Raw genomic sequence first — 25,065 nt, 5'->3', positions numbered from 1 at the left:
CGACGGTCTGTCAGGATGGAATGTATGCAGACCCTGCTGCTGTACCTGCTGATCATGGCGCTCGTCGCCGGGGCAGTGTTCGCCGTCGTGTGGTTCGTCTTCGGGCGCGGGGAGGACCTGCCGCCGGTCGAACCCGAAACCACACTCACCCGTCTGCCGACGGTCGGGATAAGTGGCGACGACGTCCGGGCGCTGCGGTTCGCGCAGACGTTGCGAGGCTACAAGCAGTCCGAGGTCGATTGGGCGCTGGCGCGTCTCGCACGAGAGGTCGACGACCTCCGGTCGGTCATCACACGTCTCCGGGAGCGCGAGTCCGGGACAGGTGTGATCCACGGCTCCGCAGGCGTTCCCGAGACCGGAACGGGCGACACCACCGGCTCCGAGAACGGCCGGGAGCGGACGGTTTACGACGACCCGACCCCCAATCCCGCATCCCGCGAAGAAGGTCCGTCGGTACCCTCCGACCGATGACCGGATCACGCCGGAACAGCGCTTGTGTCGCGCACTCGCATTCGATTGAGACGACGACACGTATCATGTTCAAAGCAGGGACACTGTGAAGGGAGCTTGAGAATGGCGGCAATGAAGCCACGTACTGGGGACGGCCCCCTCGAAGCGGCCAAGGAAGGGCGTGGAATCGTTGTCCGGATTCCGATCGAGGGCGGAGGTCGCCTCGTCGTCGAGCTGACCGCCGACGAAGCCGCCGCACTGGGTGAAGAACTCCGCGGGGTCACCGGCTGAACGGAGATCTCGCCGACGTCGTCGAGTTGCTTCGATGCCCGGTGTGTGCCGGGCCATTCGAGACCGGTCTCCCGGGGACCGGACACGACGAGACTTCCCCGGCTGTAGCCGGGTCTGGGCCGTCGCCGCGTGGAGGGACACTCCGCTGCGGTGACGGTCACTCCTTCGACGTCGCCAAGCAGGGTTATGTCTCACTGCTCGACGGACGTTCGGGATCGTTGCGCGCCGACACCGCCGCCATGGTCGCGGCCCGCGCGCGGGTGCACGACGCCGGGTTCTTCGCTCCGGTCCTCGACGCGGTGGCGGACCGAACGCGCGAATTGGGTGCCGGCGTCGACAAACCCGTCGTACTCGATGCGGGAGCCGGTGGCGGCCACTACCTTCGCGCCGCGGTCTCCGCACTCGCCGACGCCTCGCCGTCCGTCGCGGCCCGCGGGCTCGGCATCGATCTCTCCAAATTCTGCGCGCGGGCCATCTCCCGCGGCACCCCACGCCATGCGGCGATCGTCGCCGACATCTGGCGTGGCCTCCCGGTCGCCGATGACGCTGTGACTGTTGCGCTCTCGGTGTTCGCACCCCGCAACGTGGCCGAATTCGCGCGGGTACTGCAACCCGACGGTGGACTCGTCGTCGTCAGTCCGGCCGCCGACCACCTCGCCGAGATCATCGAACCCATGCGGATGCTGCGCGTCGACTCCGGCAAATCCGAACGGCTCCAGGCCACATTCGCCGACGGCTACGAGATCCTCGATTCGTCGGCGATCCGTTCCGTCACCGAACTCGACGCCCAGACCGTGGGCGACCTGGTTGCGATGGGCCCGTCGGCCTTCCATGCCGACGACGCCGACATCCGCTCACGTGCAGACGCATTCGTGGGGAAAGGCGTCGTCGATGTGACACTGTCGGTGGTCGTCACGGTCTGCCGCCCGACCCCGCAGGGCTGACCCCCGCTGGACGGAGATGCTCGGTCAGCGCAGTACGGACCGGTATACCCCGAGAGTCTGTTCGGCAATCGTCGCCCAGGAGAACTCGGCCTCGGCCCGTTCGCGGCCGGCCACTCCCATCGCCGCCGCCCCGGCGGGATCGCCGACGACCGCGTTGACCGTCTGGGCGAGATCGTGTTCGAAGGTTTGCGGATCGACCGGGTCGTAGGGCACCAGACGGCCGGTGACGTGATCGCGCACGACCTCCGGGATGCCACCGACCTCCGACGCCACCACGGCGGTCGCGCAGGCCATGGCCTCCAGGTTCACGATGCCCAGCGGTTCATACACCGACGGGCACACGAAGACCGATGCGGCGGTGAGGATCTCGCGGATGCGGGGAAGCGGCAGCATCTCCCGAACCCAGTGCACACCCGGTCGTGAGGCCGACAGTTCACCGACCGCCGCCTCGATCTCGGCGCCGATCTCCGGGGTGTCCGGTGCTCCGGCACAGAGCATGAGCTGGATGTCGGGAGCGAACCGGTGTGCGGCCGAAACCAGATGGGCGACGCCCTTCTGCCTGGTGATACGTCCGACGAAGGCGACGATCGGGCGGTCGGGATCGATGCCGAGCGCGGTCAGCGTCGACTCCGGCCCGAACGGATCGTCGACCGGATACCACTGGCCGGTGTCGATGCCGTTGCGCACCACGTGGACACGTTCGGGATCCAGTCGAGGGTAGGTGTTGCAGACGTCGTTGCGCATTCCGGAACTCACCGCGATCACCGCATCCGCGTATTCGACTGCGTTGCGCTCGACCCAGCTCGACACGCGATAGCCGCCCCCGAGTTGTTCGGCCTTCCACGGCCGCGACGGTTCGAGCGAATGCGCCGTGAGGATGTGCGGGACGCCGTACAGCTGCCCGGCGACGTGGCCGGCGAGTCCGGTGTACCAGGTGTGGGAGTGCACGACGTCGGCGCCCTCGGCGCCGACGGCCATCCGCAGATCGGCCGAGAGTGTCGTGATCGCCGCATTCGCACCGGCCAGACCCGGATCGGGTGAATAGACCGCTGCGGTCTCCCGTTCGGCACCCATGCAGTGCACGTCCACGGTCGCGAGATCGCGTAGATGGCGGACCAATTCGGTGACGTGTACACCGGCGCCGCCGTACACCTCGGGCGGGTACTCCCGTGTCATCATCGCCACCCTCATACCGACGACGCTAGTGGCATCGCGGGCAGTTCGCCATCGCTGTGCGAACACGACCACGAATCCGATGGCGCCGTCGTCTGGCCGAGGCTCCCGATCGCGGTTAAGTTGGGGGAGTGAGATCACAGCCGCACGTCCTCGGCATCGTCCTCGCCGGCGGCGAAGGCAAGCGCCTTTATCCGCTGACAGTCGACCGGGCCAAGCCCGCGGTGCCCTTCGGAGGTGCCTACCGGCTGATCGACTTCGTGCTGTCGAACCTGGTCAACGCCGGATACGAGCGCATTTGCGTGCTGACACAATACAAGTCGCATTCGCTGGACCGGCACATCTCGCAGACGTGGTGGACGTCGGGTTTCCACGGCGAATACATCACCCCGGTGCCGGCCCAGCAGCGACTCGGACCGCGCTGGTACACCGGCAGCGCCGACGCCATCTTCCAGTCGATGAACCTCATCACCGACGAACAACCAGAGTACATCGTGGTCTTCGGTGCCGATCACGTGTACCGCATGGACCCGTCGCAGATGGTCGATGCGCACATCGAATCGGGCGCCGACGTCACCGTCGCCGGCATCCGCGTACCGCGCGCCGAGGCGTTCGCCTTCGGGTGCATCGACTCCGACGCGTCCGGCAGGATCACGCGTTTTCTCGAGAAACCCGCGGACCCGCCCGGGACACCGGATGATCCGGACTCGACCTTCGCCTCGATGGGCAACTACGTGTTCACCACCGAGGCACTCGTCGAAGCCTTGCGCGCCGACGCCGCCGACTCCGACTCCGACCACGACATGGGCGGCGACATCATCCCGGCGTTCGTTGAGCGCGACACGGCCTACGTCTACGACTTCAAGGACAACGAGGTACCCGGGGCGACGGAGCGCGACAAGGGCTACTGGCGCGACGTGGGGACCCTCGACGCGTTCTACGAGGCACACATGGACCTCGTGTCGGTGCACCCGATCTTCAACCTCTACAATGGTCGCTGGCCGATCCGCGGTGAGACGCACAACCTGCCGCCGGCCAAATTCGTCCAAGGGGGAGTGGCCGAGGACTCGGTGGTCGGCTCGGGCTGCATCATCTCGGCTGGGACCGTACGCAATTCGGTGCTGTCGTCGAACGTCATCGTCGAGGACGGTGCAATCGTCGAGGGCAGTGTCCTCATGCCGGGCGTACGCGTCGGCAAGGGCGCCGTCGTCCGCCGGGCGATCCTGGACAAGAACGTCGTCGTCGGCGACGGTGAGCAACTCGGCGTCGACCCCGACTCCGATCGGGAACGCTTCTCCGTCAGCGCCGGTGGCGTGGTGACCGTCGGCAAGGGGATTCGGGTCTAGCGCCGAACTTCTGCTCCCTGACGAGCGTCCGGAGCGAGCCACGAAGCGCCGGTGAGGTCGACTCACCAGGCCTTCGTGGCTCGTCGCTTGCGCTCCTCGCACCTCAGCCTGGATGCACCGATGTGGTGTGCCGGTGGTGGTGGAGGGTGTTGTGGGCGTGCGGTTTTGGGGGTGGTGGTATGTGGGCGTGGGTGGTCTGCCGATCTCGGAATGTCGGCTTGTTTCACTGGGTGTCCTGGTTGGGCCCGGGGGTGGGCGGGGTTGGTAGGGGTTTACGCGGGTTTTCGATGGTGGGTGTGGTCGAAGAGGTTCTGCCAGTACGGTTGCCAGGGCCAGTCGCGGGGTAGGTGCAAGGTCACGCGGCGTGCTGAGCGGGAGATGCGGGCGGCGATGCTGATCAGGGTGCGGCGCACGGTGGCGGTGGTGGCGGTGGTCATCCCGGCCACACATCCCGCGGCGCGGGAGAGGTTGAACGCGATGACTGCGCAGGTCAGCCAGGCGTTGTTCGCGGCGAACTGTGCCGAGGGCAGGTGGGCCAGGGGCCCGTTTTTGAGGTCGGCGTGGACGTTTTCGATGATGGCGTGTCCGCGGTGGATGGCGTCGGCGGTGACCGGATCGGGGTCGGGTTGGCTGGTGAAAAACGCGTGGTAGCGCCAGATCGGGAACAACTCGCCGGTCTGGGTGCTTTGTTCGTCGGGTACTCGCCGCACGATCAGGTGACCAGGCACTGGCTTCTTGCCGCTCATGTTGCCGGTGAATGCGGTGAACGGGGTGGCCGCGACCTGGGCGCGGTGGACCACGGTGTGGGTGTCGGGGTCATAGACCGGGCGGGTGTAGGTGATCGGTGTCCAGGCGGTGGCGTCGATGTTGGCGATGGCGCGCAGGACGTCGGGTTGGCGCCGCAGGGTGATCGAGACGTGCGCACCGTGGGCCAGGCAGGCGCGGACCATGTCGTAGGAGTAGAACGCGGAATCGGCACGCACCAGCACTGGTGGTGCAGTGGTGGTGGGCCTCAGACGGGTGAGCGTCTTCAGTGCTGAGGTGATCATTGACGCTGCGCCGTGCGAGGAACCGCGAGCACCGCGGCGTAGGCGCTGCCCACAGATCACCGGGGCCCGTCCTGGGGCGGTGAGCGTGGTCAGCAACACGTTGAGTCCGCGGGTGCCGGTGTAACCGACCTGCGCGCCCTGTTTGCCATAGCCGTGGACCTCGATGACAGTGTCATCGATGTCGAGCATCACCGAGGCGCTGGGATTACTGAGATCACCGAGCAGGCTGGTCTGTCGTGTCAGTTCGCCGAGAAACCGGGTGGCGACTGCGTCGAGTTGGCGGGTGTGGCCGTAGGTGAACATCCGCAGAAACGATCCCAGCGTGGACGGTGCGTAGGTGCGGTCGAACAGGGTACCCATCGCTCCGTGACGCAGCACACCCATGTCGGCGATGCTGTCCGCACCCATGACCATGCCGGTGACCAGCGCCGATACCTTCGCTCCTGGGTGGGCGCCTTTGTCGGTGGGGATCGTGAGCCACTCGTCGGCCAGGTCGGCCAAGCTGCACGAGGTGGCCAAGCCCATCACCGGCACGACCCCCGCTGCGGCGATCAGGTTCGGGTCGTCGAACGAGGCTGCTGCTACCGGGTTGGTATGAGAGAATCGCATCTGCGAGATGCCTTTCTTCGTGCCTGAATGTGTTCCTTAGACAAGTCCCATTCTTGCACTGCAGCAAGGCATCTCGCTTCTCAACACCCCATCAAACACCAGAAACCTCACCCCAAATCGGTGCATCCAGGCTCAGGCAGCAGGGGCGACGACCGAGCGCAGTGAGGGCGCCGCGTATCGAGGTCACCCGCTGCTGCGGTCCACGCTCTGCACTAGGTATCGCCAAGCGATACCCATTGCTGACCGTCCTCGTCGATTGCCCGCCGATCTCGCCTGAGGTTCGAAAACTCGTCCCGCTCAGCGGTGTCCAAGGGCAATCTGCCCTCGGAGCCATCTCAGGGGGACGAGAATTTCGGAGCTTGCGGACCCCCGCTCCCTGAGGAGCGTCCGGAGCTTGCGGAGGACGCAGAACCCCCGCTCCCTGAGGAGCGTCCGGAGCTTGCGGAGGACGCGTCACGAAGGGCTTGCGAGGTCGACTCACCAGGTCTTCGTGGCTAGCGCGGCCCGGATGAGCTCCGGGATGTCGGCGTCGGTGTCCGCCGGCAGATCGTCGATCGGCCACCACTGCAGGTCCACCGATTCCTCACTGCGTTCGAACGCCGGGAGGCTGCCGTCGGCAGTCGGGGCGGCGACCACCCGGTAGCGCACGTCGAGATGCCTGGTCGGCACGCCGAGTGAGCAGGTGATCGGGTGGGTGTGCAGGTGCACGATGCCACCACTGCCGCCGACGCGATCGAGGTCGAGACCCGGGATGCCGGATTCTTCACGGGCTTCCCGCAATGCGGCGCCGGCCAAGGTCTCGTCGGTCGGCTCACAGTGTCCGCCGAGCTGAATCCACCTGCCCACGCGCGGATGCAGAGTCAGCAGCACATGGCTTCGATCGGCGTCGAAGACGATGGCCGAACCGGTGAGATGACCTGCCGCACAGGCGCGCAGGCAGGCGTCGGGAGTGGCGGCGAGAAACGCGAGGTAGGCGTGCCGCAGGCTGTCCTGCGCCGAGTCCGGCGCCTGCCAGGCGGTCAGGGCCTCGACCGCCGAGGCGTGCAGCGACTCCGCGGTCACAGCTCGACCACCCACTCGTCGGTCGGCGCGGCGTCGCGCAGCGGGGCGGCCTCGAGCGGGTGCCCGATGGCGACGGCGCCCAACGGCTCCCACGACGAGTCGAGTTCGAGGACGCGTCGCACCGTCGGCGCGGCGAAGATCGTCGATCCGACCCAGCAGCTGCCGATCCCGCGGACCGACAGCGCGATGAGCAGGCTCGCCACGGCGCCGCCCGCGGCCACCGTGAACATGGTGTGCTCGGCCGCGTTGCGTCGCTCGTCGGGGTACTCGTGCACACCGTCGGGCACCAGGAACGGGATCACCAACTCGGGTGCGTCGTACAGAATCCGACCGCGACGGAGCCGCTTCTCGATCGATTCGGGTGTCTTGGCATCGGATTCGAGGTCGGCGCGCCATTCGGCGTTCATCGCATCGAGCAACGCACGACGCCGCTCGACCGACCGCACCCACACGAACCGCACCGGATGGGTGTGGTGGGGCGCGGGCGCCGTCAGGGCTTCCCCGAGTGCGGTCCGCATGTCGTCGGGATCGACCGGTCGGTCGTCGAAGGCGCGCACCGAACGTCGTGTGCGGATGGCCTGACGCCGCCCCAGGGCGATGGCCTCCTCCGTGCCGAGCCGGAACAGGTCCTCTTCGGCGGGCCGGATCAGATCGGCGGCGGTCGAACCGTTGTCGACGGGTGCGAACCCGCGGACGACGGCCACCGGGACAGCCGCGAGCTTGCCCTTGACCAGGTCGGCGGCCGCGGCCAGTTCGTCGGCGACCGCGATGTCGGTCACCACCAACGGATTCCCGTAGTCGTCGGTGCCACCGTCATACGGGTGGGTGACGGCGATGCCCGCCGAGCCGATCGCGACATCGGTCTGCCCGGTGCGCCACGCACGGCCCATCGTGTCGGTGATGATCACCGCGACCTCGAGGCCCGTTCGCTCGGCGATGGCGGCCCGCAACCGTGCCGCGCTGCCGTCCGGATCCTCGGGGAGCAGGGCCAGCTGGTCGGAGCGCACGTTGGAACCGTCGATCCCGGCTGCGGCCTGGACCAGACCCAGACGGCTCTCGGTGATGAGCGTGCGGTTCTTGCGGGCGAGCACGCGCACCGACTCGGCCTCGACGAGCTTGCGCCGCAGCGCATCACGTTCCTCCGGGTCGGCGGGTGCGTCGACCATGCGGCCCTCGGCCTTGGAGATGATCTTGCTCGTCACCACCAGGACATCGCCGGATTCCAGCCACGGTGCGGCGGCGAGGACCTCGGCGGCGACGTCGGATTCGTCGGTGAATTCGGGGAGCCCGGTGACGGGCCGGATCTCCAGGCCGTCCGGGGCGCGATGATCGGCGAGCTCGCTCACGCGGTGCCCACGTTCTGGTCCGGCAGCGCCACGTCGACGAGCGCGCAGGCCGCACGGATCATCTGCGCGGTGGCCTGCGGGTCGGTCATCAGCAGCGGGGCCGAACCGATCGAGATGCCGTCGACGCGTGCGTGGTCGCCCTCGGCGATCAGCCAGCCGTCGAGGATGCCGTTGCCGCTGCGGGCCCCGTAATGGGCGGCGATGGCCTCGGCCGACGATTCCACGCCGATCACCGACAGGCATTCGTCGGCCATACCGCGCAGCGGTCGGTTGTCGATGACCGGGGAGACGCCGACCACCGGGGCCGTCGTGGTCCGCAGTGCGCTGCGCATTCCCGGAACACTCACGATCGCACCGATGCTCACCACCGGATTCGACGGCGCGAGCACGATGACGTCGGCGTCGGCGATCGCGTCGAGGACACCGGGTGCGGGCGTGGTGTCGTCCGAGCCCACCTGCGCGAAGCCGAAGGTCGGGACCTGCGCCCGGTGGCGCACCCACCATTCCTGGAAGTGGATCGCGACCCGCTCGCCCTCGTCGCCGTCCGGTTTCGCGATCACCACGTGGGTCTCGTGCCGGTCGTCGGTCACCGGCAGCAGGCGCACCCCCGGGTTCCATCGGCGGCTCAGGGCGGCGGTCACATCGGACAACCGGTACCCGGCGTCGAGCATCTGGGTGCGGATCAGATGGGTGGCGAGATCACGGTCGCCGAGGCCGAACCAGTCCGGGTCCGCCCCGTAGGCGGCGAGTTCCTCTTTCGCGTGCCAGGTTTCACCGCGCCGGCCCCACCCACGTTCGGGGTCGATGCCACCGCCCAGGGTGTACATGCACGTGTCGAGGTCGGGGCAGATGCGCACGCCGTGCATCCACGCGTCGTCGCCGACGTTCACGATCGCGGTGATCTGATGTTCGCCGACACCGAGAGTGGGGTCGTCCGGATGCGGCGGGAACGGGGTGACACCCAGCAATTCGCGCAGTCCGAGGAGGAAACGGGCACCCCCCACGCCGCCGACGAGTACGGTCACCTTCACAGCAGGTACTCCTTCACACCGCCACTCTAGTGGTCGGCCGCGAGGGTTCGTACGCCGCTGTCATGCCCGTCCGGCGGGCTGGGAGGAGGGCTCGTGAGTGTGATCTTCGCTTCGCCTTCGCGTCATCGTCGTGTCGAGTCACAGATTTGTCGGCACGCGATGGTAAAGGGAATTCTTCGATTCAACTTGACCGGGACCGCCCTCGGCGTGTCTAATCACATCAGTGTCATTCCGAGTTTGAGATCGAGAACATTCGAAGTCGAGAACTACTGGCCTCCAAGGGATTCGATCATGTGTTCGAACTCGGCAGAGGGTCGGTGCCGGCATCGAGTGCCGTCGCTCGGGCGCTGTGTACAACGGATGCAGGGAGTTCGCGCACCCGGAGTACAAGTGGTGTGGCAGCAGTGGTGGGTACGGCAGCACGTCGTGTTCGCAAAGGACAGATTACGACCAACATCCCGAGCTAGGAGGCGCCGACGATGGCTTTGAACAACCCGATCGGCAATCCGCTTGAACCACATGATCGCCCGCAGTTCATCGCAGAGTCTCCCGTGATGACATCCGCCCCGGAGATCGGTACCCCAGAATTCCGAACCCTTGGCCCCGTTGACGATTCGATGATCGGCGGCACCGCGCGTGCGGCCTCAGTCGAATTCGCCGCCGACGCAACCGGTCTCGCCGGTGCCGACGCGGACGAGTCGGCGGGTCGTCGTCATCTGGCCCTGGTGCCCAACGACTTCGACGACCTGTTCGACGCGGTCGAGGAGCAGTGGCAGGACCGCGCACTGTGTGCGCAGACCGATCCCGAGGCGTTCTTCCCGGAAAAGGGTGGATCGACACGTGAGGCCAAACGCATCTGCCAGGGCTGCGAGGTCAAGGCGGAATGCCTGGAGTATGCGCTCCACAACGACGAACGCTTCGGTATCTGGGGCGGGCTGTCGGAGCGCGAGCGCCGTCGCATCAAGCGCGGCATCATCTGACCGACGTCGCCGGAACGGCGTCGTCAGAACACACGAATACCCCAGCGACAGCTGGACGCTCGACGGTCATCGTCGAACGCGATCATCGACCGCGGATCACTCAGGTCCGCGGTCGATCGTGTCTTCGTCGACGCCCAGGTGGGTCGCGACCTGCTGGACGAGAACCTCGTGGACCAACTCGAGAAGATCCGTGCCCTTCTTCGCGCGGGACTCCAGCGGCCGGCGGAACAGGATGATCTGAGCCCGCGTCGGAACCCCGTGGACGTCCATCCCCGCCGGGATCAGGCGTGCGAGCGGAACCGCGCCGTCGGCGGTCACCTCGTCGGGCCACTCGACGGTCTCGGGATCTCTGGGGAGCAGTCGCGGGATCTCGTCGACGGCGATGTCGAGTCCGGAGAGCTGATCGTGCCACTGCGCGTCGATCTCGGCGAAGGCCTCCAGCGCGACGGCGTCGAACTCATCGGATCGGGTGTTGTAGGCGGGGACGTTCTGCGGCAGCAGCGGGGAACGCAGGCCGCGCCCTCGCCGGTCTCGGTACCGTCCGACCCGTCGTCGGCCCCGACGAAGTCCCGGCTGGCCGTATGAGCCGCGCTGCGTCGGCTTCGGGTGGATGCGCATGGCGCGAGTCTAAGAGGTGGCAGTGGCTCGTGTCGCCCCCGCCTCGGCCCGTTGTGAGCGTGTCGAATCTGTGGTTGCGGACGGGGCGGGCTAATCTCGTCACGTGAAGCTTCCCCGTCTGTGCTGCCGACCCGGCTGCGCCCGATCCGCGGTGGCTACCCTGACCTTCGTCTACGCCGAATCGACTGCGGTGATCGGTCCGCTGGCGACCTCGGAGGAGCCGCATTCCTGGGATCTGTGCGACGACCACGCCCGGCGGATCACCGTGCCGCGGGGGTGGGAGATGCTGCGCAGTGAGCGGGGATTCTCGGTACCTGCCGAGGACCACGAACTGACCGCCCTCGCCGAGGCCGTCCGTGAGGCCGGCGCCGTCGCCGGTGGTGCGCGCCCGGGCTTCGTCGATCGCGGGTCCCTCGGCCGTGGTCCGGACCGGATGCCGGTGGACTCCCTGGACGCCTTCGACTCGCGGGCACGGGACGAGGCACGTGCGGCCGATGCCGCCTACGAGGCCGCCCTCGCGGATCGCCGGAGCGGCCGCCATCGCGCCGGGCCGGTCGACTCGCCGTCGCAGCCGCCGGCCGTCCCGGGAGTGCCGCGCCACCAGACGCGGCCACGGCCAGGCCGCCGCGGTCATCTCCGCGTACTCCCGGATCCGGTCGACTGAGCGGACACCACCACGCGGGGGGCGTGGAACCCGTTGTCGCCGTCGGGGGCCGCGGATCATTCGTGCTCCGGCCCGGACCCGGCCTCCCGCCCGAACCCGGTCCGAGGATCGATCGGGTGACTGTGTCGCGTACCCGGGCGTGTGTCCCCGCACCTGGCTACGCTGGTTCCATGCGTACCGGTACACCCGACCTTGACGATGCCGAGGAGTTGTTCTCCGCGGACGTCGACGGACTGCTGCGGGCCGTCGCGCTCGCCGGAGCGCAGGTCCGTGCCACCGCCGAGGCCGTCCGCGAGGGTGTCCTCGCCCCTCTCGCGGATCTCCGGCCACGCAGCGTCGTGGTCGTCCACGGTTCCAGTGAGGTCTCGCATCGCGCGGCCGAGCTGGGTGTCGCCACCCTCGCAGCGCGTGTCGACGTACCGGTCGTGAGCGGTCCCGTCCTGCCGGGCTGGGTCGGTCCTCTCGACGTCGTGATCGTGGCCGGCGAGGATGCCGGCGACATGGCGCTGGCGGATGCCGCCGCGCGCGCCCAGCGTCGTCGGGCGGAGGTGGTCGTGGCCGCGCCGATCGCCGGCCCCCTGCGGGATGCCCTGGGCGGCAACGGGATCGACCTCTCTCCGCGGTTCGACGTCGAACCACGCTTCCGTTTCGTCGGTTTCGTCGCGGCACTGCTGGCGGTGTTCGGCGCACTGACGCAGGTCCGTGTCACCGGCCCGACGCCCGTCCTCGACGACCTGGCCGACGCGCTCGACGCCGAGGCCTCCGGATCGCATCCTTCCCGCGAGACCTTCCACAATCGCGCCAAGTCGCTGGCGGTCCGCGTGCAGGGCCGTCCCGCCGTCTGGACGTCGGATTCGTCGGCGGGTTCGGTACTGGCCGCTCATGCCGCCTCCAGCTTCGTCGGGTTCGCCGGGATCATCAGCGCAGTCGCCGAACTCGGCGACGTGGCGAGGATGTCCCGGCTCCTGGAGTCGCGGCCGGGCGGAGCGCCGGCCGCCGACTCGATCTTCTACGACCCGGAGTTCGACGGTCCGGCACAGGAGCCGGCTCCCCGCATCATGGTGGTGTCGACCCCCCGACGCGAGTGGTACACCCGGCAGCGAGTGATGGGACTGGGCGACGTCGATCTGGTTGTCGGTGCCGACGAGGCAGCCGGGGTGCCGCCGGGTGGCGGCCAACCGTGGGACGACCGGCGTCCGGCACCGGGTGAGGACCCGGTGGCCGACGGCCCGGGGGACGTTCTCGGTTTTTTGGTCGTGGCGTTGCGGGTCGAGATGGCGGCGGTGTATCTCCGCCTGATTGGGAACACGGTGCAATGAGGATTCTCGACGGAGTGGTGCGCCCCTATGCGTGGGGTTCACGGACGGCCATCGCGTCTATTCAGGGTAGGCCTGTCCCGTCCGCCCATCCGGAAGCCGAGCTGTGGTTCGGCTCGCACCCGGCGGGTTCGGCGCGATGTGTCGACCCCTCCGGTCCCGAGCAGGACCTCGTCGAGGTGATCGACGCCGATCCGCTGGCGACACTCGGCACGGCCAGTGCGGCCGAGTTCGGCAATCGGCTCCCGTTCCTGCTGAAAGTCCTCGCCGCCGAAGAGGCGTTGTCGCTGCAGGCGCACCCCTCCGCGGAACAGGCGCGAGAGGGGTTCGAACGGGAGAACGCGCGTGGCCTCGCCATCGACGCCCGCGACCGCAACTACCGCGATCCGTGGCACAAGCCGGAGCTGATGGTCGCCACCACGCCCTTCGATGCGCTGGCCGGTTTCCGCGATCCGCACAAGACCATCGCCCTGCTTCGCGAACTTCAGGTCAGCGAACTCGACCATTATCTGGGAATGCTTGTCGGGCAACCTGATTCAGAGGGGCTCCGGGCGGTGTTCACCACCTGGTTGACACTGCCGGAGTCGCTGATACGTCAGCTCGTGCCCGCGGTACTGCACGGCGCGATCGAGGTGCTGAGCGCGGGACGCACGGAGTTCGCCGCCGAACTGCGCACGGTGTGTGAACTCGGTGAGGACTATCCGAACGATCCCGGTGTGCTCGCCTCGTTGCTGCTCAATCACGTGCACCTCGAGCCGGGGCAGGGTCTGTACCTGCCGGCCGGCAATCTGCACGCGTACCTCCGTGGCACCGGCGTGGAGATCATGGCCAACTCCGACAACGTCTTGCGCGGCGGCCTCACGCCCAAGCACATCGATGTGCCCGAGCTGTTGCGCGTCCTCGATTTCACCCCGGTCGACTCCGCCCAGCTGGCACCGCCGGTGCGCATGATCGGCGCCGAACGCGTGTACCTCACCCCCGCGCCAGAGTTCCGGCTGTCCCGAATCGAGCTGGACGGCACCGGGTTGCATCATTCGTCGTCGATCTGTTTTGACATGCCGGGACCTCAGATCCTCGCGGTGCTCAGTGGTGCGGTCGAGGTTCGTCCCGCAGATGGCGCGCCGCTGACAGTGCAGTCCGGTCGTGCCCTGTGGATCACCGACGACGACCCGGATGTGATCGTGCGGGCCGCCTCGGCGCGCGCGGTGTTCTACCGGGCGCTCGTGCCGGTCGCGGTGTCGGCTGCCGACGGGGTGCCCGCGTCCGCGCCGGCCGCGGCGACAGCCGCTGAGTGATACCGCGGTGACCGCCGGTGAGTGATACGGGCTAGCGCCGAACGGGTCCGGCGGGTGTCTGTGCCGCGGGTTCGGGGTAGCCGCCGATCAGGTTCCACTCGTCCGGGGTCGCGACCATCGTCACCAGGATCGGTTCTCCGCCGGTGTCGAGTGAGAGGTCCTGTGGCGCACGCGGATTCTGCATCAGGGCGACGGTGTGCCCGCCGGCCGGGTCGTCGACGCCGGGTGCGGACACGATCATCCGCGTCGTATCCGGTTGTGGGGATGGAGGACTGACGCCGTCGACGATGACGAGCGCCGGTCCCGGGCGGGCCGGTGTGCGGTCGCCGGCCAGTGACAGTGCGCTCGGGTCGGCGACCGCGGTGACCAATGGCGTCCAGCGATGCGGGCGGTCGGTGTGGACCCGGACCGAGGCACCCACGGCGACCGCGCGCAGCGCCATCTGCGCGACGACGTGGATTCCGGCGGCAACGGAGACGGCGGCGATGCCGGGGCCGACGAGTCGGGTGGCGACGGCGCGGCCCGCGTGGTCGGCTCCGATGAGCTGACCGCATCCTCCGGCGGGGAGGCGAACCGATCCCAGGAAAGCCTGGGCCGCGTCGCCGGTGAGGGTCGGCAGGGCCCGGTCGAGGCGGGTGGGCGTCGCGATCGGAAGGCTGACCGCGAGGGCGTCGAACTGGCGTCCGTCGAGTGGTTGCAGACCGGCCGGCCACGACGGCACCGACCGGCGCGCATCCGGGAACTCGTTGAACCGGACGAACGCGGACACCTCGACCTCCCGTCGTCCATTGCGGTGGCGGCGGTCGGCGGCGATGTGCCGGAGTCGGATGGTGAGTGTCGTCGAGACGGCCGAGTTGACCCAGACGTCGCGGACGACGGCGGGCAGCGCTTCCGGATCGACTGCGGCACTGCGGATGCGGAGCCCCGACACCCCGACCGATTCCCACTCCTCGACCAGGGAGTCGATGCCGGCTCCCTCGGTCAGCTGGGTGGTGACGGAGGTGATCTGAGCGGCGGACAGGATGGTGGTGGTCAGTCCGTGCTCGGCAAGGCGTTTGGCGACGCGGCGCGTGGTGACCGTCGCGGTGCGCAGGGCACCGGTCGCGCCGCCGCCGCGCCGCGCCACGGCGTCGGGGCACTCGAGCGGGTCGAGCCGGAGCACGACGAACACCGAGCGCTGGGCGGTCGCCGACAGCGGTCCGAGGGTGCGGTCATAGGTCGCTGGTGCCACACCGGAACCCCACACGCGCACACCGTGACTGATGACCTCGATGGAACTGAGCGCGATGTCGTAGCGGTCGATGCATTCGGCGAGGACGTCGAGCGGAACCAGTTGGCCCGTCTCGTCGGCGAGCGTGCTGTTGCCGGGGGTCAGGTAGGTGACCCCGGGACCGCCGGGGTCGACCCGGACCACGGTGACCAGGGTGTCGCCCACCCAGCGGGCGCCGATGGTCGTGGGTGCCGACGAGCGGCGTGCTGATGGGCGAGTCGACGACCCGGACAGCGGGACGTCGAAGGGGGCCGGGTTGAGGTCGGCGGGGCTCCGGCGCATCCGCAACCAGGAGAACGACATCCGTGCGCCCACCCGCCCGAACAGAGACCGGCCGCCCACGCTGACCAGTCCGGCTGCGACCACCACGGCCACGATCAGGGCCGCCGAACCCCACACGCTGCCGGACAACGCCCACACGACGAGGCCGAGAGCCACGATCACCTCGATCACCAGGAGTGTGCGAAGCCCCGTCGCACGCGTGTTCCGATCCACGATCCCCCCTCGATCCCGGTGCCGCCCCGAATGCGGCGCCGCCCGTCGGTGTGTCCACAGGCGGCAGAGCCCCGCACGTGAGGGGCCTGATTGTCGGTTAGGCTACTACCGCGCGGCAGGGGGTATGCCGCGGGAGATCACAACCGGTCCACAGCGGCGCCCGTTCGCGGGTGGGTGGGATCGGTGCGGACAGGGGGAGTCGTGGCACGTCAGCTCACGACCAAGGCGCAGGTCAACGGCTATCGTTTCCTGATCAAGCGGCTCGAGCACGCGCTCGTGCGCCGTGATGTGCGAATGCTGCACGACCCGATGCGATCCCAGTTGCAGGCGTTGGTGGTCGGCACGATTCTGGGCCTGCTCGTTCTCGGCGGTTGCGGGGTGTACGGCCTCGTCCGGCCGCAGGGTTCGGTCGGGGACGCGACCATCATCGTCAGCAAGAACAGCGGAAGCACCCATGTCCTCGTCGAGGACACGCTGCACCCCGTGCTCAATCTCGCCTCGGCCCGGCTGATCACCGGGAGTTCCGAGAAGCCGACGTCGGTGGCGGACACCAAACTCAAGTCCTATCCGCGTGGCCCTCTGCTGGGTATCCCGGGTGCACCCGCGTCCCTGCCGGGTTCGGCGCACAAGGGCACCTCCATGTGGACGGTGTGCGATTCGTCGACCGTCGCGTCGGATTCGTCGAGCGAGTCGATCCGGCAGACGGTCATCGGCGAGAAGCCCGCGTTGGGTTCGTCGACCGTCGAGACCGCGCGCCCGGCCGACGCGGTGCTCGTCCGTGCCGGCGACGACACTTTCCTGGTCTATCAGTTGTTCCGGGACGGCGCATGGAGCCCGGTTCGCGCGGAGGTCGACACCGGCAGCGCCCCGGTCATGCGGGGTCTCGGACTCGACGGAGTGACGCCGCGGCGGATGACCCCCGGCCTGCTCAACAGCTTCCCGCTGGTCGATCCGCTGACGCTGCCCGCCATTCCGGGCGCCGGACAGCCGGGCGCGGTGGACTCGGCGACCGTCGGCTCGGTCGTGAAGTCGGTCGGCGTCGACGACGAGACGACCTTTCACGTCGTGCTCCGCGGCGGTGTCCAGGAGATCAGTGCCCCGACGGCCGAGATCCTGCGTCTGGCCGACCGCGACGGCGCCGCTCCCGTCAGAACGGTGGCGCCCGGCGAGCTCGCGACGCTGAAGGTGGTGGAGGAGTTGCCGATCGGCGACTTCCCGCAGGCCGACCCGTCGTTGCTCGGTCTCGCTGCCGATCCGACGCTGTGCCGCAGCTGGTCTCGTGAAACCGACGAGCCTCGGGCCGAGACCGCGTTGCTGGCCGGGCGTGCCCTTCCGCTCGCGTCCGATGCGGTGCCGGTCCGGCTCACCTCGGCCGACGGTGCCGGACCCGGTCTCGACGAGGTCTATCTGCCGCCTGGGTCGGGGGAGTATCTGCAGGTGACCGGTAACGAGGCCGACAGTGCCCGCACCGAATCGATGTTCTACGTGAACGATTCGGGTGTACGGTTCGGGATTCCCGACCTCGAGACCGGCGGGATCCTCGGGCTCGGTGACTCGCCGGCGCGTGCACCGTGGTCGGTGGTGTCACTGCTCGCGCCCGGTCCGACGCTCTCCCGGGAGGCCGCGCTGGTCGCTCACGACGGATTGAAGACGGCCGAGATCGCGCCGGCCGGGGGATAGTCGACACGCCTGCGGTCGTGTCGCGGTGGTCGACGGCCGCGCTCACCTGCGCGGTTGTGTTGTCGCGGGAGGCCGTTCAGCGGTCTCTGGCCGGCGGTTGTCCGACCTCGGGCGGCACGGTCGGCATCACCAGAGTGGTGAGATCACCACGGTCCGCGGAACGGATGGTGGCGGGCTGAGTGTCGCCTCGGAAGTCGATGAGTACCTCGGCACCGATCGCGGAGCTGATCCCGGGATACAGTGTGATCATCTCGAACCAGATGTCGAGCGATGGACCCCACACCGTCGCCGGTATCCGAATGTCGTTTTCCGACTCCAGATCCCGCAGCGTCACCGTCGACTGCTCGACGACCATGCCGATCTGATCCGCGTTCCGTTCCTCGAGCGCGTTCAGGAACGCCGTGGTGGGTATCGCGGCGCGAGTCGTCACCGGCGGGAGCGCGTCCAGCATGGCGCGATGGTCGGGGAAGGGTTCGGCGAGCAAGCGGCAGGACCGGTCGCCACGGCCGGTGAGTCGCAGCCACATCTCGTTCTCGTTGGCCTCGATCTCGACTCGCGGGCTACGCCGGAGGTCGGCGAGGGCCCTGCGCAGATCGCCGCCGTCGACCGTTTCGGCCCAGGTCGTCGGTCGGGAACCGGTCGGTACGACGGTGCGGGTGGCCAGGCGGTAACGGTCGGTGGCGGTGACGGTCAGACCGTCCGGGCCGGCTTCGAAGCGCACCCCGCCGAGCACCGCGATGTCCGGGTCGGCGGTGGCCGCGGTGACGACCTGCCCGATCGCCGCTGCCAACACCGGACCGCTGAGTGCCGCGACCGGCTCGACGGACCGGGCGAGGAGGGTGTCCTTGATCTGGAGTGCTTGTCGCCGAGCAGCCGCGGCATCGTCGACGACGATGTCCACGTGTTCGTCCACGAGACGGATCGCTTCGACCGGGTCGGCGTCGAGTGCCTTGCCGACCGCCGCGAGCGACATACCGATCTCGCGTAACCGGCGAAGCAGGACCGCGCGGCGGAGCTGGTCTTCGCCGTAGAGCCGATACCCCGTGGTCGGTGTTATCTGAGCCGGTGGCAACAGCCCGGCGTCGTCGTAGAAACGGAGGGCGCTGGCGGTCAGCCCGCATCTCTGTGCGAATGAACCGATCGGCATCAACTCGGGATTGGTCACCGTCACATCATTCGGCTTCCAGCTACCTGAAGGTCAAGCACTGAGCCGGCGATCAGGTCAGGGGGCCGCCGACGATGTTGCCGACGATGCCGCGGATGATGTTGGTGCCGTCCTCGCTGCGCAGTTCGTCGTACCAGGCGGCGGTCTTCTCCGGGTCCTTGCCATGGGTGACGTCGCTGCGCTTGCGGGCGCGGAGCACCAGATCGCCGGCGCGTTCGGTGCGCGCAGCCTGGTAGGCGTCCAGGGCGGCGATCGGATCGTCGGGGTGGTCGCGGAAGGCGAACTGCAGTGCGACCGCGTCCTCCATCGCCGAACATCCGCCCTGTCCGATGTCGGGGGTGGTGTTGTGCGCGGCGTCGCCGAGCACGGCGACGCGTCCCTTGACCCAGATGTCGAACGGGTCGAGGTCGAGGATCTCGACGCGATTGGTGGTCGCGGGATCGAGTTCCGCGATGAGGGTCTGGACGCCGGGCGCCCAGTCGGCGAACTCCGCGGCGAGCACCTCGCGCGCGGTGCCGCGTTCGAACGGAACGCCCTCGGGCATCGGGACGTCGAAGAAGAAGTAGAAGCGGTTGCCCGCCACCGGCATCACCGACACACGCCGTGAATCACCCACGTAGGTGGTCCATTCGGTGGCCGGGCCGATCTTCTCGTCGACCTCGACGAGTCCGTTGAAGTTGACGTACCCCGCGTAACGGCGCGCAACCGGGCCGCCCAGTACGTATTCGCGGGCCAGTGACCTCGCGCCGTCGGCGCCGATCACGATGTCGCCGGAATCGGTGGTCCCGTCGGCGAATTCGACGGTGGCACGATTCTCGTCGCTGCGGACCGCCACCATCTCCTTGCCGAAGTGGATGTCGTCGAAACCGTACGCGTCCATCAACATCTGCTGCAGTTCGGCCCGCGCGATCGGGTACGGACGCTGACCCACCTCGTCGATGAGTGGCTGCATGCTGAAGCGGCACATGGTGTCACCGGTGAAGCCGTCGACGTAGCTCATCGAGTCGAGGATCCCGCCGATCTCGGCAGTCTCCTTCTCCAGCCCGAGGTGGTTGAGGCACTTGACGCCGTTGGACCACACCGAGATCGCGGCACCGACGGGCTTGTTCTCGGTGACCTGCTCGTAGACCTCGACCTCGAATCCCAGCTGTTCGAGAGCGATGGCCGCCGACATACCGCCCATACCTGCGCCGACGATCACTGCCTTCACGCTCACCACCGCTTTCTCCGATGTCACCCGCCGGCCGCTTCTCACCGACACGACACAAGGCTAAGACGCGACCGACGCTGGTGCGCGACCAAACATCTCGTCCGGCCTACGAGAGGACAGCAGGGGGAGGGGAGTCACTGCGAACGGCGGGAGGCCACGAGGGCGGTGACCATCTCCTGCCACTGTGTGGTGATGGTCTCGAGATCGAGGCCGACCTCGACCATCAGATACCGGACCGATCCGGCGGCGAGCGGTGCCTGCACGGCCAGCGACATGAAGTCGAGCTCGTCCGCGAAACCCAACTGCCGCAGCAAGATCTGTACGTGCTGGGTCGACGCGCGACCCACCGGGTGGGTCATGAAGTCGTCCGCGGCCGCCCCGGCCTCCAGCAGGATGTCGAGGTGGTCGCAGGTGAGTTTGAGTCGGGCGCGGCCGTAGGCCAGCAACCGGTCGAGCGGGGGTGCGCCGGGACCCAGGGGTTCGGGTCCGGACAGGTAGGCCTGCTGCATCTCGGATTCGGAATGGTCGAGCAGTGCGAGCATCAATCCGGTGCGGTTGCCGAAGCGTCGGAACACCGTGCCCTTGCCCACACCTGCCTCGCGGGCGACCGCTTCCATGGTGACCGCCGCCGCGCCGTGGTGATCGATCAGGTTTTTGGCGGCAGCCAGCAACAGACGCCGATTTCGCGCGGCGTCGGCACGTTCGGTCCCCGAGGTGTTGAAGGAGATATGGAGCGGGGAGTGGTCTGGCCCGTTCGGCACGTGATGAGGGTAACTCTTTACCTCGGCCAGGAATCAATCGGACCCGGGTCCGGTTACTTGATGCGTATTCACGGTCCCCTCCGGGCCGATGCCCTCGTCGAAAGGAATGACATGTCGGATCGAACTGTCGAACTGGTTGCGCTCGTCGGAAGCCTTCGTGCTGCCTCCGTCAACCGGCAGCTGGCCCAGGTCGCTGCCGACAATGCTCCCGCCGGGGTCGACATCACGGTCGTCGACGATCTCGGTTCGCTGCCGTTCTACAGCGAGGACATCGACGTCGAGGGCGCCCTCCACGACGGTGTGGTCGCCCTCCGTGAGTCCGTGGCGAAGGCGGACGGAGTGCTCATCGCCACCCCCGAGTACAACGGCACCATTCCGGCCGCGCTCAAGAACGCCATCGACTGGCTGTCGCGTCCCTACGGCGCCGGGGCTCTGGGCGGCAAGCCGGTGGCGGTGCTGAGTGCGGGCCTCGGCCAGTACGGCGGACAGTGGACCCGTGAGGACACCCGCAAGTCGGTCGGCATCGCCGGCGCTCGCGCGATCGAGGAGGCCGACCTCGGTCTGCAGATCCCCGCGCTCCCCGAGGGCGGCCTCACCGATCCCACGATCGTGGCGAAGGTCGTCGCGTCGGTCGCCCGCCTCGTCGACGAGGTCGCCATCAGCGCCTGACCTGTTCTCTGGTTCTTCGACGCCGCACCGGGCCACGCCCGGTGCGGCGTCGTCTTGTCGGCGAGCTGGGGATTGTGGACATCCGGTGCACATGTTGTGGAGCAGTCCTGGACAACCTGTGAGCGACACGCCGTACGGGCCCGTGACACGCCGGAATTTCGAATCCTGCACCCCTCCGACCTGCATGTCTTCCACCGATGTTATTCACAACCCCTTGTGGTGAACAGAAATGTCAGCCACTAGGTGTAGTGTTTGCGGTACCAGTCAGGCGGACAAGAGGAAGTGGATCTACTCCTCCGGAAACGCCAGGAAGACGGTGACGTAGATCACCATCTTCACGCTGGGAAACTGCACGTCACTGGCGATTCCAACGACCGAGGAGAACCTCTCGATGTCTTCCATCACCGTCTACACGAAGCCGGCATGTGTCCAGTGCAACGCCACCTACAAGGCCCTGGACAAGCAGGGTCTGTCCTATGAGGTCGTCGACATCAGTCAGGACCCGGAGGCCCGCGACTATGTGATGGCGCTCGGTTACCTCCAGGCCCCGGTCGTCGTCGCCGGCGACGAGCACTGGTCGGGCTTCCGTCCCGACCGCATCAAAGCGCTCGCCACTGCTGCTGCCTGATCTCCGCAGTCTGCTGTCACCGTCGACCGGGGTGCGGGTGCGATCCGAAGGGGAAGCCGGATCCGCCGCGTCGGGATGTGACAGTCGAGAGTGACTCCGGTCTCGGATCGGGAAATGGTCACGAGGGTTCCGGTGTTGGAATCAGAAGGCGTCGGTGATCGGCGCCGTCGATCAGAACGCAAACGAACAGACGTTCCACACGGTCATCGTCAGCAGGGTTGGAGGGAGACATGTCGGCCACGTCGCCGTTGATCGTCTACTTCTCCTCGGTCTCCGAGAACACCCACCGATTCGTCGAGAAGCTGGATATGCGCTCGGTGCGTATCCCGCTGACCGGAGCAGCCGGTGAATTCCGTGTCGACGAGCCCTACGTGCTGATCTGCCCGACCTACGGGGGAGGCAAGGCGACGGGCAAGCCCGGCGGTTTCGTCCCCAAGCAGGTCATCCGCTTTCTCAACGACGAACACAACCGATCCCTCATCACGGGGGTGATCGCGGCCGGCAACACGAACTTCGGTGAGGAGTTCTGCTACGCCGGCGACATCATCTCGCGCAAATGTCGCGTGCCCTACCTGTACCGATTCGAATTGATGGGCACCACCGACGACGTCGACCGCGTGCGTACGGGACTGGCCGACTTCGCCCAGGGTCCCGCGTTCGCGGCAACCGGTTCCCTCCACGCCGCACCCGCCTGACAGTCGGCCGGGCGCGCCGCCACCGGACTGTCACACCCCGCCCATACTCTGCCCATGAGGCACTTGGTAAGCCCACCACTATCCGCAGGAGTCATCTGTCGTGTCGCCCACCGCCGCCGTCTCGGACACCTCTTCAGCAAGTAAGTCGGGCGTGCATGCCGGCCCGTCGGGTCATGAGCCCGGCGAGCTGGACTTCCACGCGCTCAACGCGATGCTCAACCTGTACGACGCCGACGGCAAGATCCAGTTCGACAAGGATCGTGAGGCCGCGCGCCAGTACTTCCTGCAGCACGTCAACCAGAACACCGTGTTCTTCCACGACCTCGACGAGAAGCTCGACTACCTCGTCGAGGAGAACTACTACGAGCCCGAGGTCCTCGCCAAGTACGACCGCGAGTTCGTGAAGGGCCTGTTCAAGCACGCCTACGACAAGAAGTTCCGGTTCCCGACGTTCCTCGGGGCGTTCAAGTACTACACGAGCTACACGCTCAAGACCTTCGACGGCAAGCGCTACCTGGAGCGCTTCGAGGATCGTGTCTGCATGGTGGCGCTGACGCTGGCCGACGGCGACACGGCACTGGCCCGTGACCTGGTCGACGAGATCATCTCCGGTCGCTTCCAGCCGGCCACGCCGACCTTCCTCAACTCGGGCAAGAAGCAGCGCGGCGAGCCGGTCTCGTGCTTCCTGCTCCGCATCGAGGACAACATGGAGTCGATCGGCCGCTCGATCAACTCGGCCCTGCAGCTGTCCAAGCGCGGTGGCGGAGTTGCGCTGCTGCTCTCCAACATTCGTGAGCACGGCGCTCCGATCAAGAAGATCGAGAACCAGAGCTCGGGTGTCATCCCGATCATGAAGCTGCTCGAGGACTCCTTCTCCTACGCCAACCAGCTCGGTGCGCGTCAGGGCGCGGGTGCGGTCTACCTGCACGCCCACCACCCCGACATCTACCGCTTCCTCGACACCAAACGCGAGAACGCGGACGAGAAGATCCGCATCAAGACGCTGTCGCTCGGCGTGGTCATCCCGGACATCACGTTCCAGCTGGCCAAGGCCAACGACGACATGTACCTGTTCAGCCCGTACGACGTCGAACGCGTCTACGGCGTGCCGTTCGCCGACATCAACGTCACCGACCGCTACCACGAGATGGTCGAGGATCGTCGTATCCGCAAGACCAAGATCAAGGCCCGCGAGTTCTTCCAGACCCTCGCCGAGCTGCAGTTCGAGTCGGGCTACCCCTACATCATGTTCGAGGACACGGTGAACCGGTCGAACCCCATCGACGGCAAGATCACCCACTCCAACCTGTGTTCGGAGATCCTGCAGGTCTCGACGGCGTCGACCTTCAACGACGATCTGTCGTACTCCCATGTGGGCAAGGACATCTCGTGCAACCTGGGGTCGCTCAACATCGCCAAGACGATGGACTCGCCGGACATCGGCCAGACCATCGAGACCGCGATCCGCGGACTCACCGCGGTGAGCGATCAGACCTCGATCACCTCGGTGCCCTCGATCGAGCACGGCAACAACAACTCTCACGCCATCGGTCTCGGCCAGATGAACCTGCACGGCTACCTGGCCCGCGAGCGCATCTTCTACGGCAGCGAAGAGGGCATCGACTTCACGAACATCTACTTCTACACGGTGCTCTTCCACGCACTGCGCGCGTCGAACCGGATCGCCCGCGAGCGCGGCCAGGCGTTCACCGGCTTCGAGAAGTCGAAGTACGCGTCGGGTGAGTTCTTCGACAAGTACACCAACAAGGCATGGGAGCCGGAGACCCAGAAGGTGCGGGACATCTTCGGGCAGGCGGGCATCCACATCCCGACCCAGGACGACTGGCGCGAGCTGAAGGAAGCCGTGCAGCGCGACGGCATCTACAACCAGAACCTGCAGGCGGTTCCGCCGACCGGTTCGATCAGCTACATCAACCACTCGACCAGCTCGATCCACCCGGTCGCGGCGAAGATCGAGATCCGCAAGGAAGGCAAGATCGGTCGCGTCTACTACCCGGCGCCGTACATGACCAACGACAACCTGGAGTACTACCAGGACGCGTACGACATCGGGTACGAGAAGATCATCGACACCTACGCGGCGGCGACCCAGCACGTCGACCAGGGCCTGAGCCTGACCCTGTTCTTCAAGGACACCGCCACCACGCGCGACGTCAACAGGGCGCAGATCTACGCATGGCGCAAGGGGATCAAGACGCTGTACTACATCCGTCTGCGCCAGATCGCCCTCGAGGGGACCGAGGTGGAGGGCTGCGTGTCATGCATGCTGTGACCCCCTGCTCCGCAATGCCTTTCAG

At 67.5% G+C, this 25,065-nt stretch carries 23 protein-coding genes; 13 read left to right on the top strand and 10 right to left on the bottom strand.

Going from position 1 to position 25,065, the window contains the following annotated elements:
* Positions 1-24 precede the first annotated feature (24 nt).
* The 3 genes from IHQ52_RS20015 to IHQ52_RS20005 all read left to right on the top strand — a co-directional run bounded on the left by IHQ52_RS20015 (position 25) and on the right by IHQ52_RS20005 (position 1,685).
* Positions 25-471, top strand: coding sequence for a DivIVA domain-containing protein (locus tag IHQ52_RS20015; RefSeq protein WP_006436004.1), 447 nt, complete (start codon positions 25-27; stop codon positions 469-471).
* Positions 472-573: 102 nt separating this feature from the next.
* On the top strand, positions 574-741 hold the full coding sequence (locus IHQ52_RS20010) for a DUF3117 domain-containing protein (protein WP_004019232.1): 168 nt from the start codon (positions 574-576) through the stop codon (positions 739-741).
* A gap of 41 nt (positions 742-782) precedes the next feature.
* Positions 783-1,685 carry a putative RNA methyltransferase gene (locus IHQ52_RS20005; RefSeq protein ID WP_182154703.1) on the top strand — a complete coding sequence of 301 codons (903 nt, stop codon included), beginning with the start codon at positions 783-785 and terminating at the stop codon, positions 1,683-1,685.
* Positions 1,686-1,709: 24 nt separating this feature from the next.
* Here the strand turns inward: IHQ52_RS20005 and glgA are convergent, their stop codons facing one another.
* The gene (gene glgA, locus IHQ52_RS20000; RefSeq protein ID WP_220455547.1) at positions 1,710-2,876 is read right to left on the bottom strand and encodes a glycogen synthase; all 1,167 of its coding nucleotides are present in this window, start codon (positions 2,874-2,876) and stop codon (positions 1,710-1,712) included.
* Positions 2,877-2,989: 113 nt separating this feature from the next.
* On the opposite strand from glgA, the gene glgC reads away from it, so the two are divergent.
* The gene (glgC, locus tag IHQ52_RS19995) at positions 2,990-4,204 is read left to right on the top strand and encodes a glucose-1-phosphate adenylyltransferase (RefSeq protein ID WP_006436007.1); all 1,215 of its coding nucleotides are present in this window, start codon (positions 2,990-2,992) and stop codon (positions 4,202-4,204) included.
* A 272-nt stretch (positions 4,205-4,476) separates the two neighbouring features.
* On the opposite strand, the gene IHQ52_RS19990 is transcribed toward glgC, so the two are convergent.
* From IHQ52_RS19990 to cofD, 4 genes are all read right to left on the bottom strand, one after another.
* Complete coding sequence (locus tag IHQ52_RS19990) at positions 4,477-5,862, bottom strand: IS1380 family transposase (RefSeq protein ID WP_024498686.1); 1,386 nt, start codon at positions 5,860-5,862, stop codon at positions 4,477-4,479.
* A 477-nt stretch (positions 5,863-6,339) separates the two neighbouring features.
* The gene (locus IHQ52_RS19985; RefSeq protein WP_024500583.1) at positions 6,340-6,924 is read right to left on the bottom strand and encodes an NUDIX hydrolase; all 585 of its coding nucleotides are present in this window, start codon (positions 6,922-6,924) and stop codon (positions 6,340-6,342) included.
* Positions 6,921-8,270 carry a coenzyme F420-0:L-glutamate ligase gene (locus tag IHQ52_RS19980; protein WP_024500582.1) on the bottom strand — a complete coding sequence of 450 codons (1,350 nt, stop codon included), beginning with the start codon at positions 8,268-8,270 and terminating at the stop codon, positions 6,921-6,923. Before IHQ52_RS19980 ends, IHQ52_RS19985 begins: the two co-directional genes overlap by 4 nt.
* The gene (gene cofD / locus IHQ52_RS19975) at positions 8,267-9,301 is read right to left on the bottom strand and encodes a 2-phospho-L-lactate transferase (protein ID WP_024500581.1); all 1,035 of its coding nucleotides are present in this window, start codon (positions 9,299-9,301) and stop codon (positions 8,267-8,269) included. Before cofD ends, IHQ52_RS19980 begins: the two co-directional genes overlap by 4 nt.
* Positions 9,302-10,017: 716 nt before the next feature.
* Between cofD and IHQ52_RS19970 the strand changes: the two genes are divergently transcribed.
* Positions 10,018-10,281, top strand: a complete 264-nt coding sequence (locus IHQ52_RS19970) for a WhiB family transcriptional regulator (RefSeq protein WP_232513138.1) — start codon at positions 10,018-10,020, stop codon at positions 10,279-10,281.
* Between the two features lie 96 nt (positions 10,282-10,377).
* Here the strand turns inward: IHQ52_RS19970 and IHQ52_RS19965 are convergent, their stop codons facing one another.
* Positions 10,378-10,899, bottom strand: a complete 522-nt coding sequence (locus IHQ52_RS19965) for a metallopeptidase family protein (protein ID WP_006436012.1) — start codon at positions 10,897-10,899, stop codon at positions 10,378-10,380.
* A gap of 103 nt (positions 10,900-11,002) precedes the next feature.
* On the opposite strand from IHQ52_RS19965, the gene IHQ52_RS19960 reads away from it, so the two are divergent.
* The 3 genes from IHQ52_RS19960 to manA all read left to right on the top strand — a co-directional run bounded on the left by IHQ52_RS19960 (position 11,003) and on the right by manA (position 14,174).
* Positions 11,003-11,563: a DUF3499 domain-containing protein gene (locus IHQ52_RS19960; RefSeq protein WP_174324715.1), complete on the top strand. Its 561-nt coding sequence runs from the start codon at positions 11,003-11,005 to the stop codon at positions 11,561-11,563.
* A gap of 170 nt (positions 11,564-11,733) precedes the next feature.
* Positions 11,734-12,882, top strand: a complete 1,149-nt coding sequence (locus IHQ52_RS19955) for a hypothetical protein (RefSeq protein ID WP_006436014.1) — start codon at positions 11,734-11,736, stop codon at positions 12,880-12,882.
* Positions 12,879-14,174: a mannose-6-phosphate isomerase, class I gene (gene manA / locus IHQ52_RS19950; protein ID WP_238063817.1), complete on the top strand. Its 1,296-nt coding sequence runs from the start codon at positions 12,879-12,881 to the stop codon at positions 14,172-14,174. The genes IHQ52_RS19955 and manA overlap by 4 nt, the downstream gene beginning before the upstream one ends.
* A gap of 31 nt (positions 14,175-14,205) precedes the next feature.
* Here the strand turns inward: manA and eccE are convergent, their stop codons facing one another.
* A complete protein-coding gene (gene eccE, locus IHQ52_RS19945) occupies positions 14,206-15,939 on the bottom strand; it encodes a type VII secretion protein EccE (RefSeq protein ID WP_182155232.1) in 1,734 nt (577 codons plus the stop codon).
* Between the two features lie 201 nt (positions 15,940-16,140).
* Here eccE and eccB point away from each other — a divergent pair, with 201 nt between their 5' ends.
* The gene (gene eccB / locus IHQ52_RS19940; protein ID WP_238063815.1) at positions 16,141-17,619 is read left to right on the top strand and encodes a type VII secretion protein EccB; all 1,479 of its coding nucleotides are present in this window, start codon (positions 16,141-16,143) and stop codon (positions 17,617-17,619) included.
* A 76-nt stretch (positions 17,620-17,695) separates the two neighbouring features.
* Here the strand turns inward: eccB and IHQ52_RS19935 are convergent, their stop codons facing one another.
* The 3 genes from IHQ52_RS19935 to IHQ52_RS19925 all read right to left on the bottom strand — a co-directional run bounded on the left by IHQ52_RS19935 (position 17,696) and on the right by IHQ52_RS19925 (position 20,755).
* Positions 17,696-18,784, bottom strand: coding sequence for a DNA polymerase III subunit beta family protein (locus IHQ52_RS19935; protein ID WP_040004684.1), 1,089 nt, complete (start codon positions 18,782-18,784; stop codon positions 17,696-17,698).
* Between the two features lie 52 nt (positions 18,785-18,836).
* Entirely contained in the window at positions 18,837-19,994 is a 1,158-nt protein-coding gene (hpxO, locus tag IHQ52_RS19930) for an FAD-dependent urate hydroxylase HpxO (RefSeq protein ID WP_040004685.1), read from the bottom strand.
* A gap of 134 nt (positions 19,995-20,128) precedes the next feature.
* The gene (locus tag IHQ52_RS19925; RefSeq protein WP_006436020.1) at positions 20,129-20,755 is read right to left on the bottom strand and encodes a TetR/AcrR family transcriptional regulator; all 627 of its coding nucleotides are present in this window, start codon (positions 20,753-20,755) and stop codon (positions 20,129-20,131) included.
* 111 nt (positions 20,756-20,866) lie between these two features.
* On the opposite strand from IHQ52_RS19925, the gene IHQ52_RS19920 reads away from it, so the two are divergent.
* The 4 genes from IHQ52_RS19920 to nrdE all read left to right on the top strand — a co-directional run bounded on the left by IHQ52_RS19920 (position 20,867) and on the right by nrdE (position 25,040).
* Positions 20,867-21,424, top strand: coding sequence for an NAD(P)H-dependent oxidoreductase (locus IHQ52_RS19920; protein ID WP_238063812.1), 558 nt, complete (start codon positions 20,867-20,869; stop codon positions 21,422-21,424).
* 391 nt (positions 21,425-21,815) lie between these two features.
* Complete coding sequence (locus IHQ52_RS19915) at positions 21,816-22,052, top strand: redoxin NrdH (RefSeq protein WP_006436022.1); 237 nt, start codon at positions 21,816-21,818, stop codon at positions 22,050-22,052.
* Between the two features lie 230 nt (positions 22,053-22,282).
* Positions 22,283-22,747: a class Ib ribonucleoside-diphosphate reductase assembly flavoprotein NrdI gene (nrdI, locus tag IHQ52_RS19910; RefSeq protein WP_006436023.1), complete on the top strand. Its 465-nt coding sequence runs from the start codon at positions 22,283-22,285 to the stop codon at positions 22,745-22,747.
* Positions 22,748-22,847: 100 nt separating this feature from the next.
* Positions 22,848-25,040: a class 1b ribonucleoside-diphosphate reductase subunit alpha gene (gene nrdE / locus IHQ52_RS19905; RefSeq protein ID WP_096274238.1), complete on the top strand. Its 2,193-nt coding sequence runs from the start codon at positions 22,848-22,850 to the stop codon at positions 25,038-25,040.
* The last annotated feature ends 25 nt before the right edge of the window (positions 25,041-25,065 follow it).

The sequence above is a fragment of the Gordonia amicalis genome, from assembly GCF_022059885.1.
GTDB lineage: Bacteria > Actinomycetota > Actinomycetes > Mycobacteriales > Mycobacteriaceae > Gordonia > Gordonia amicalis.
The sequence above is the reverse complement of the archived record's forward strand: the minus strand, read 5'-3'. Positions and strand labels throughout refer to the sequence as shown.

Bases quoted from the DNA above. Each gene is read 5' to 3' on its own strand.
- IHQ52_RS20010 (WP_004019232.1), top strand. From the start codon at position 574: ATGGCGGCAATGAAGCCACGTACTGGGGACGGCCCCCTCGAAGCGGCC.
- IHQ52_RS20015 (WP_006436004.1), top strand. From the start codon at position 25: ATGCAGACCCTGCTGCTGTACCTGCTGATCATGGCGCTCGTCGCCGGG.
- IHQ52_RS19920 (WP_238063812.1), top strand. From the start codon at position 20,867: ATGTCGGATCGAACTGTCGAACTGGTTGCGCTCGTCGGAAGCCTTCGT.
- IHQ52_RS19965 (WP_006436012.1), bottom strand. From the start codon at position 10,899: ATGCGCATCCACCCGAAGCCGACGCAGCGCGGCTCATACGGCCAGCCG.
- manA (WP_238063817.1), top strand. From the start codon at position 12,879: ATGAGGATTCTCGACGGAGTGGTGCGCCCCTATGCGTGGGGTTCACGG.
- nrdI (WP_006436023.1), top strand. From the start codon at position 22,283: ATGTCGGCCACGTCGCCGTTGATCGTCTACTTCTCCTCGGTCTCCGAG.
- IHQ52_RS19955 (WP_006436014.1), top strand. From the start codon at position 11,734: ATGCGTACCGGTACACCCGACCTTGACGATGCCGAGGAGTTGTTCTCC.
- IHQ52_RS19990 (WP_024498686.1), bottom strand. From the start codon at position 5,862: ATGCGATTCTCTCATACCAACCCGGTAGCAGCAGCCTCGTTCGACGAC.
- IHQ52_RS19915 (WP_006436022.1), top strand. From the start codon at position 21,816: ATGTCTTCCATCACCGTCTACACGAAGCCGGCATGTGTCCAGTGCAAC.
- glgA (WP_220455547.1), bottom strand. From the start codon at position 2,876: ATGAGGGTGGCGATGATGACACGGGAGTACCCGCCCGAGGTGTACGGC.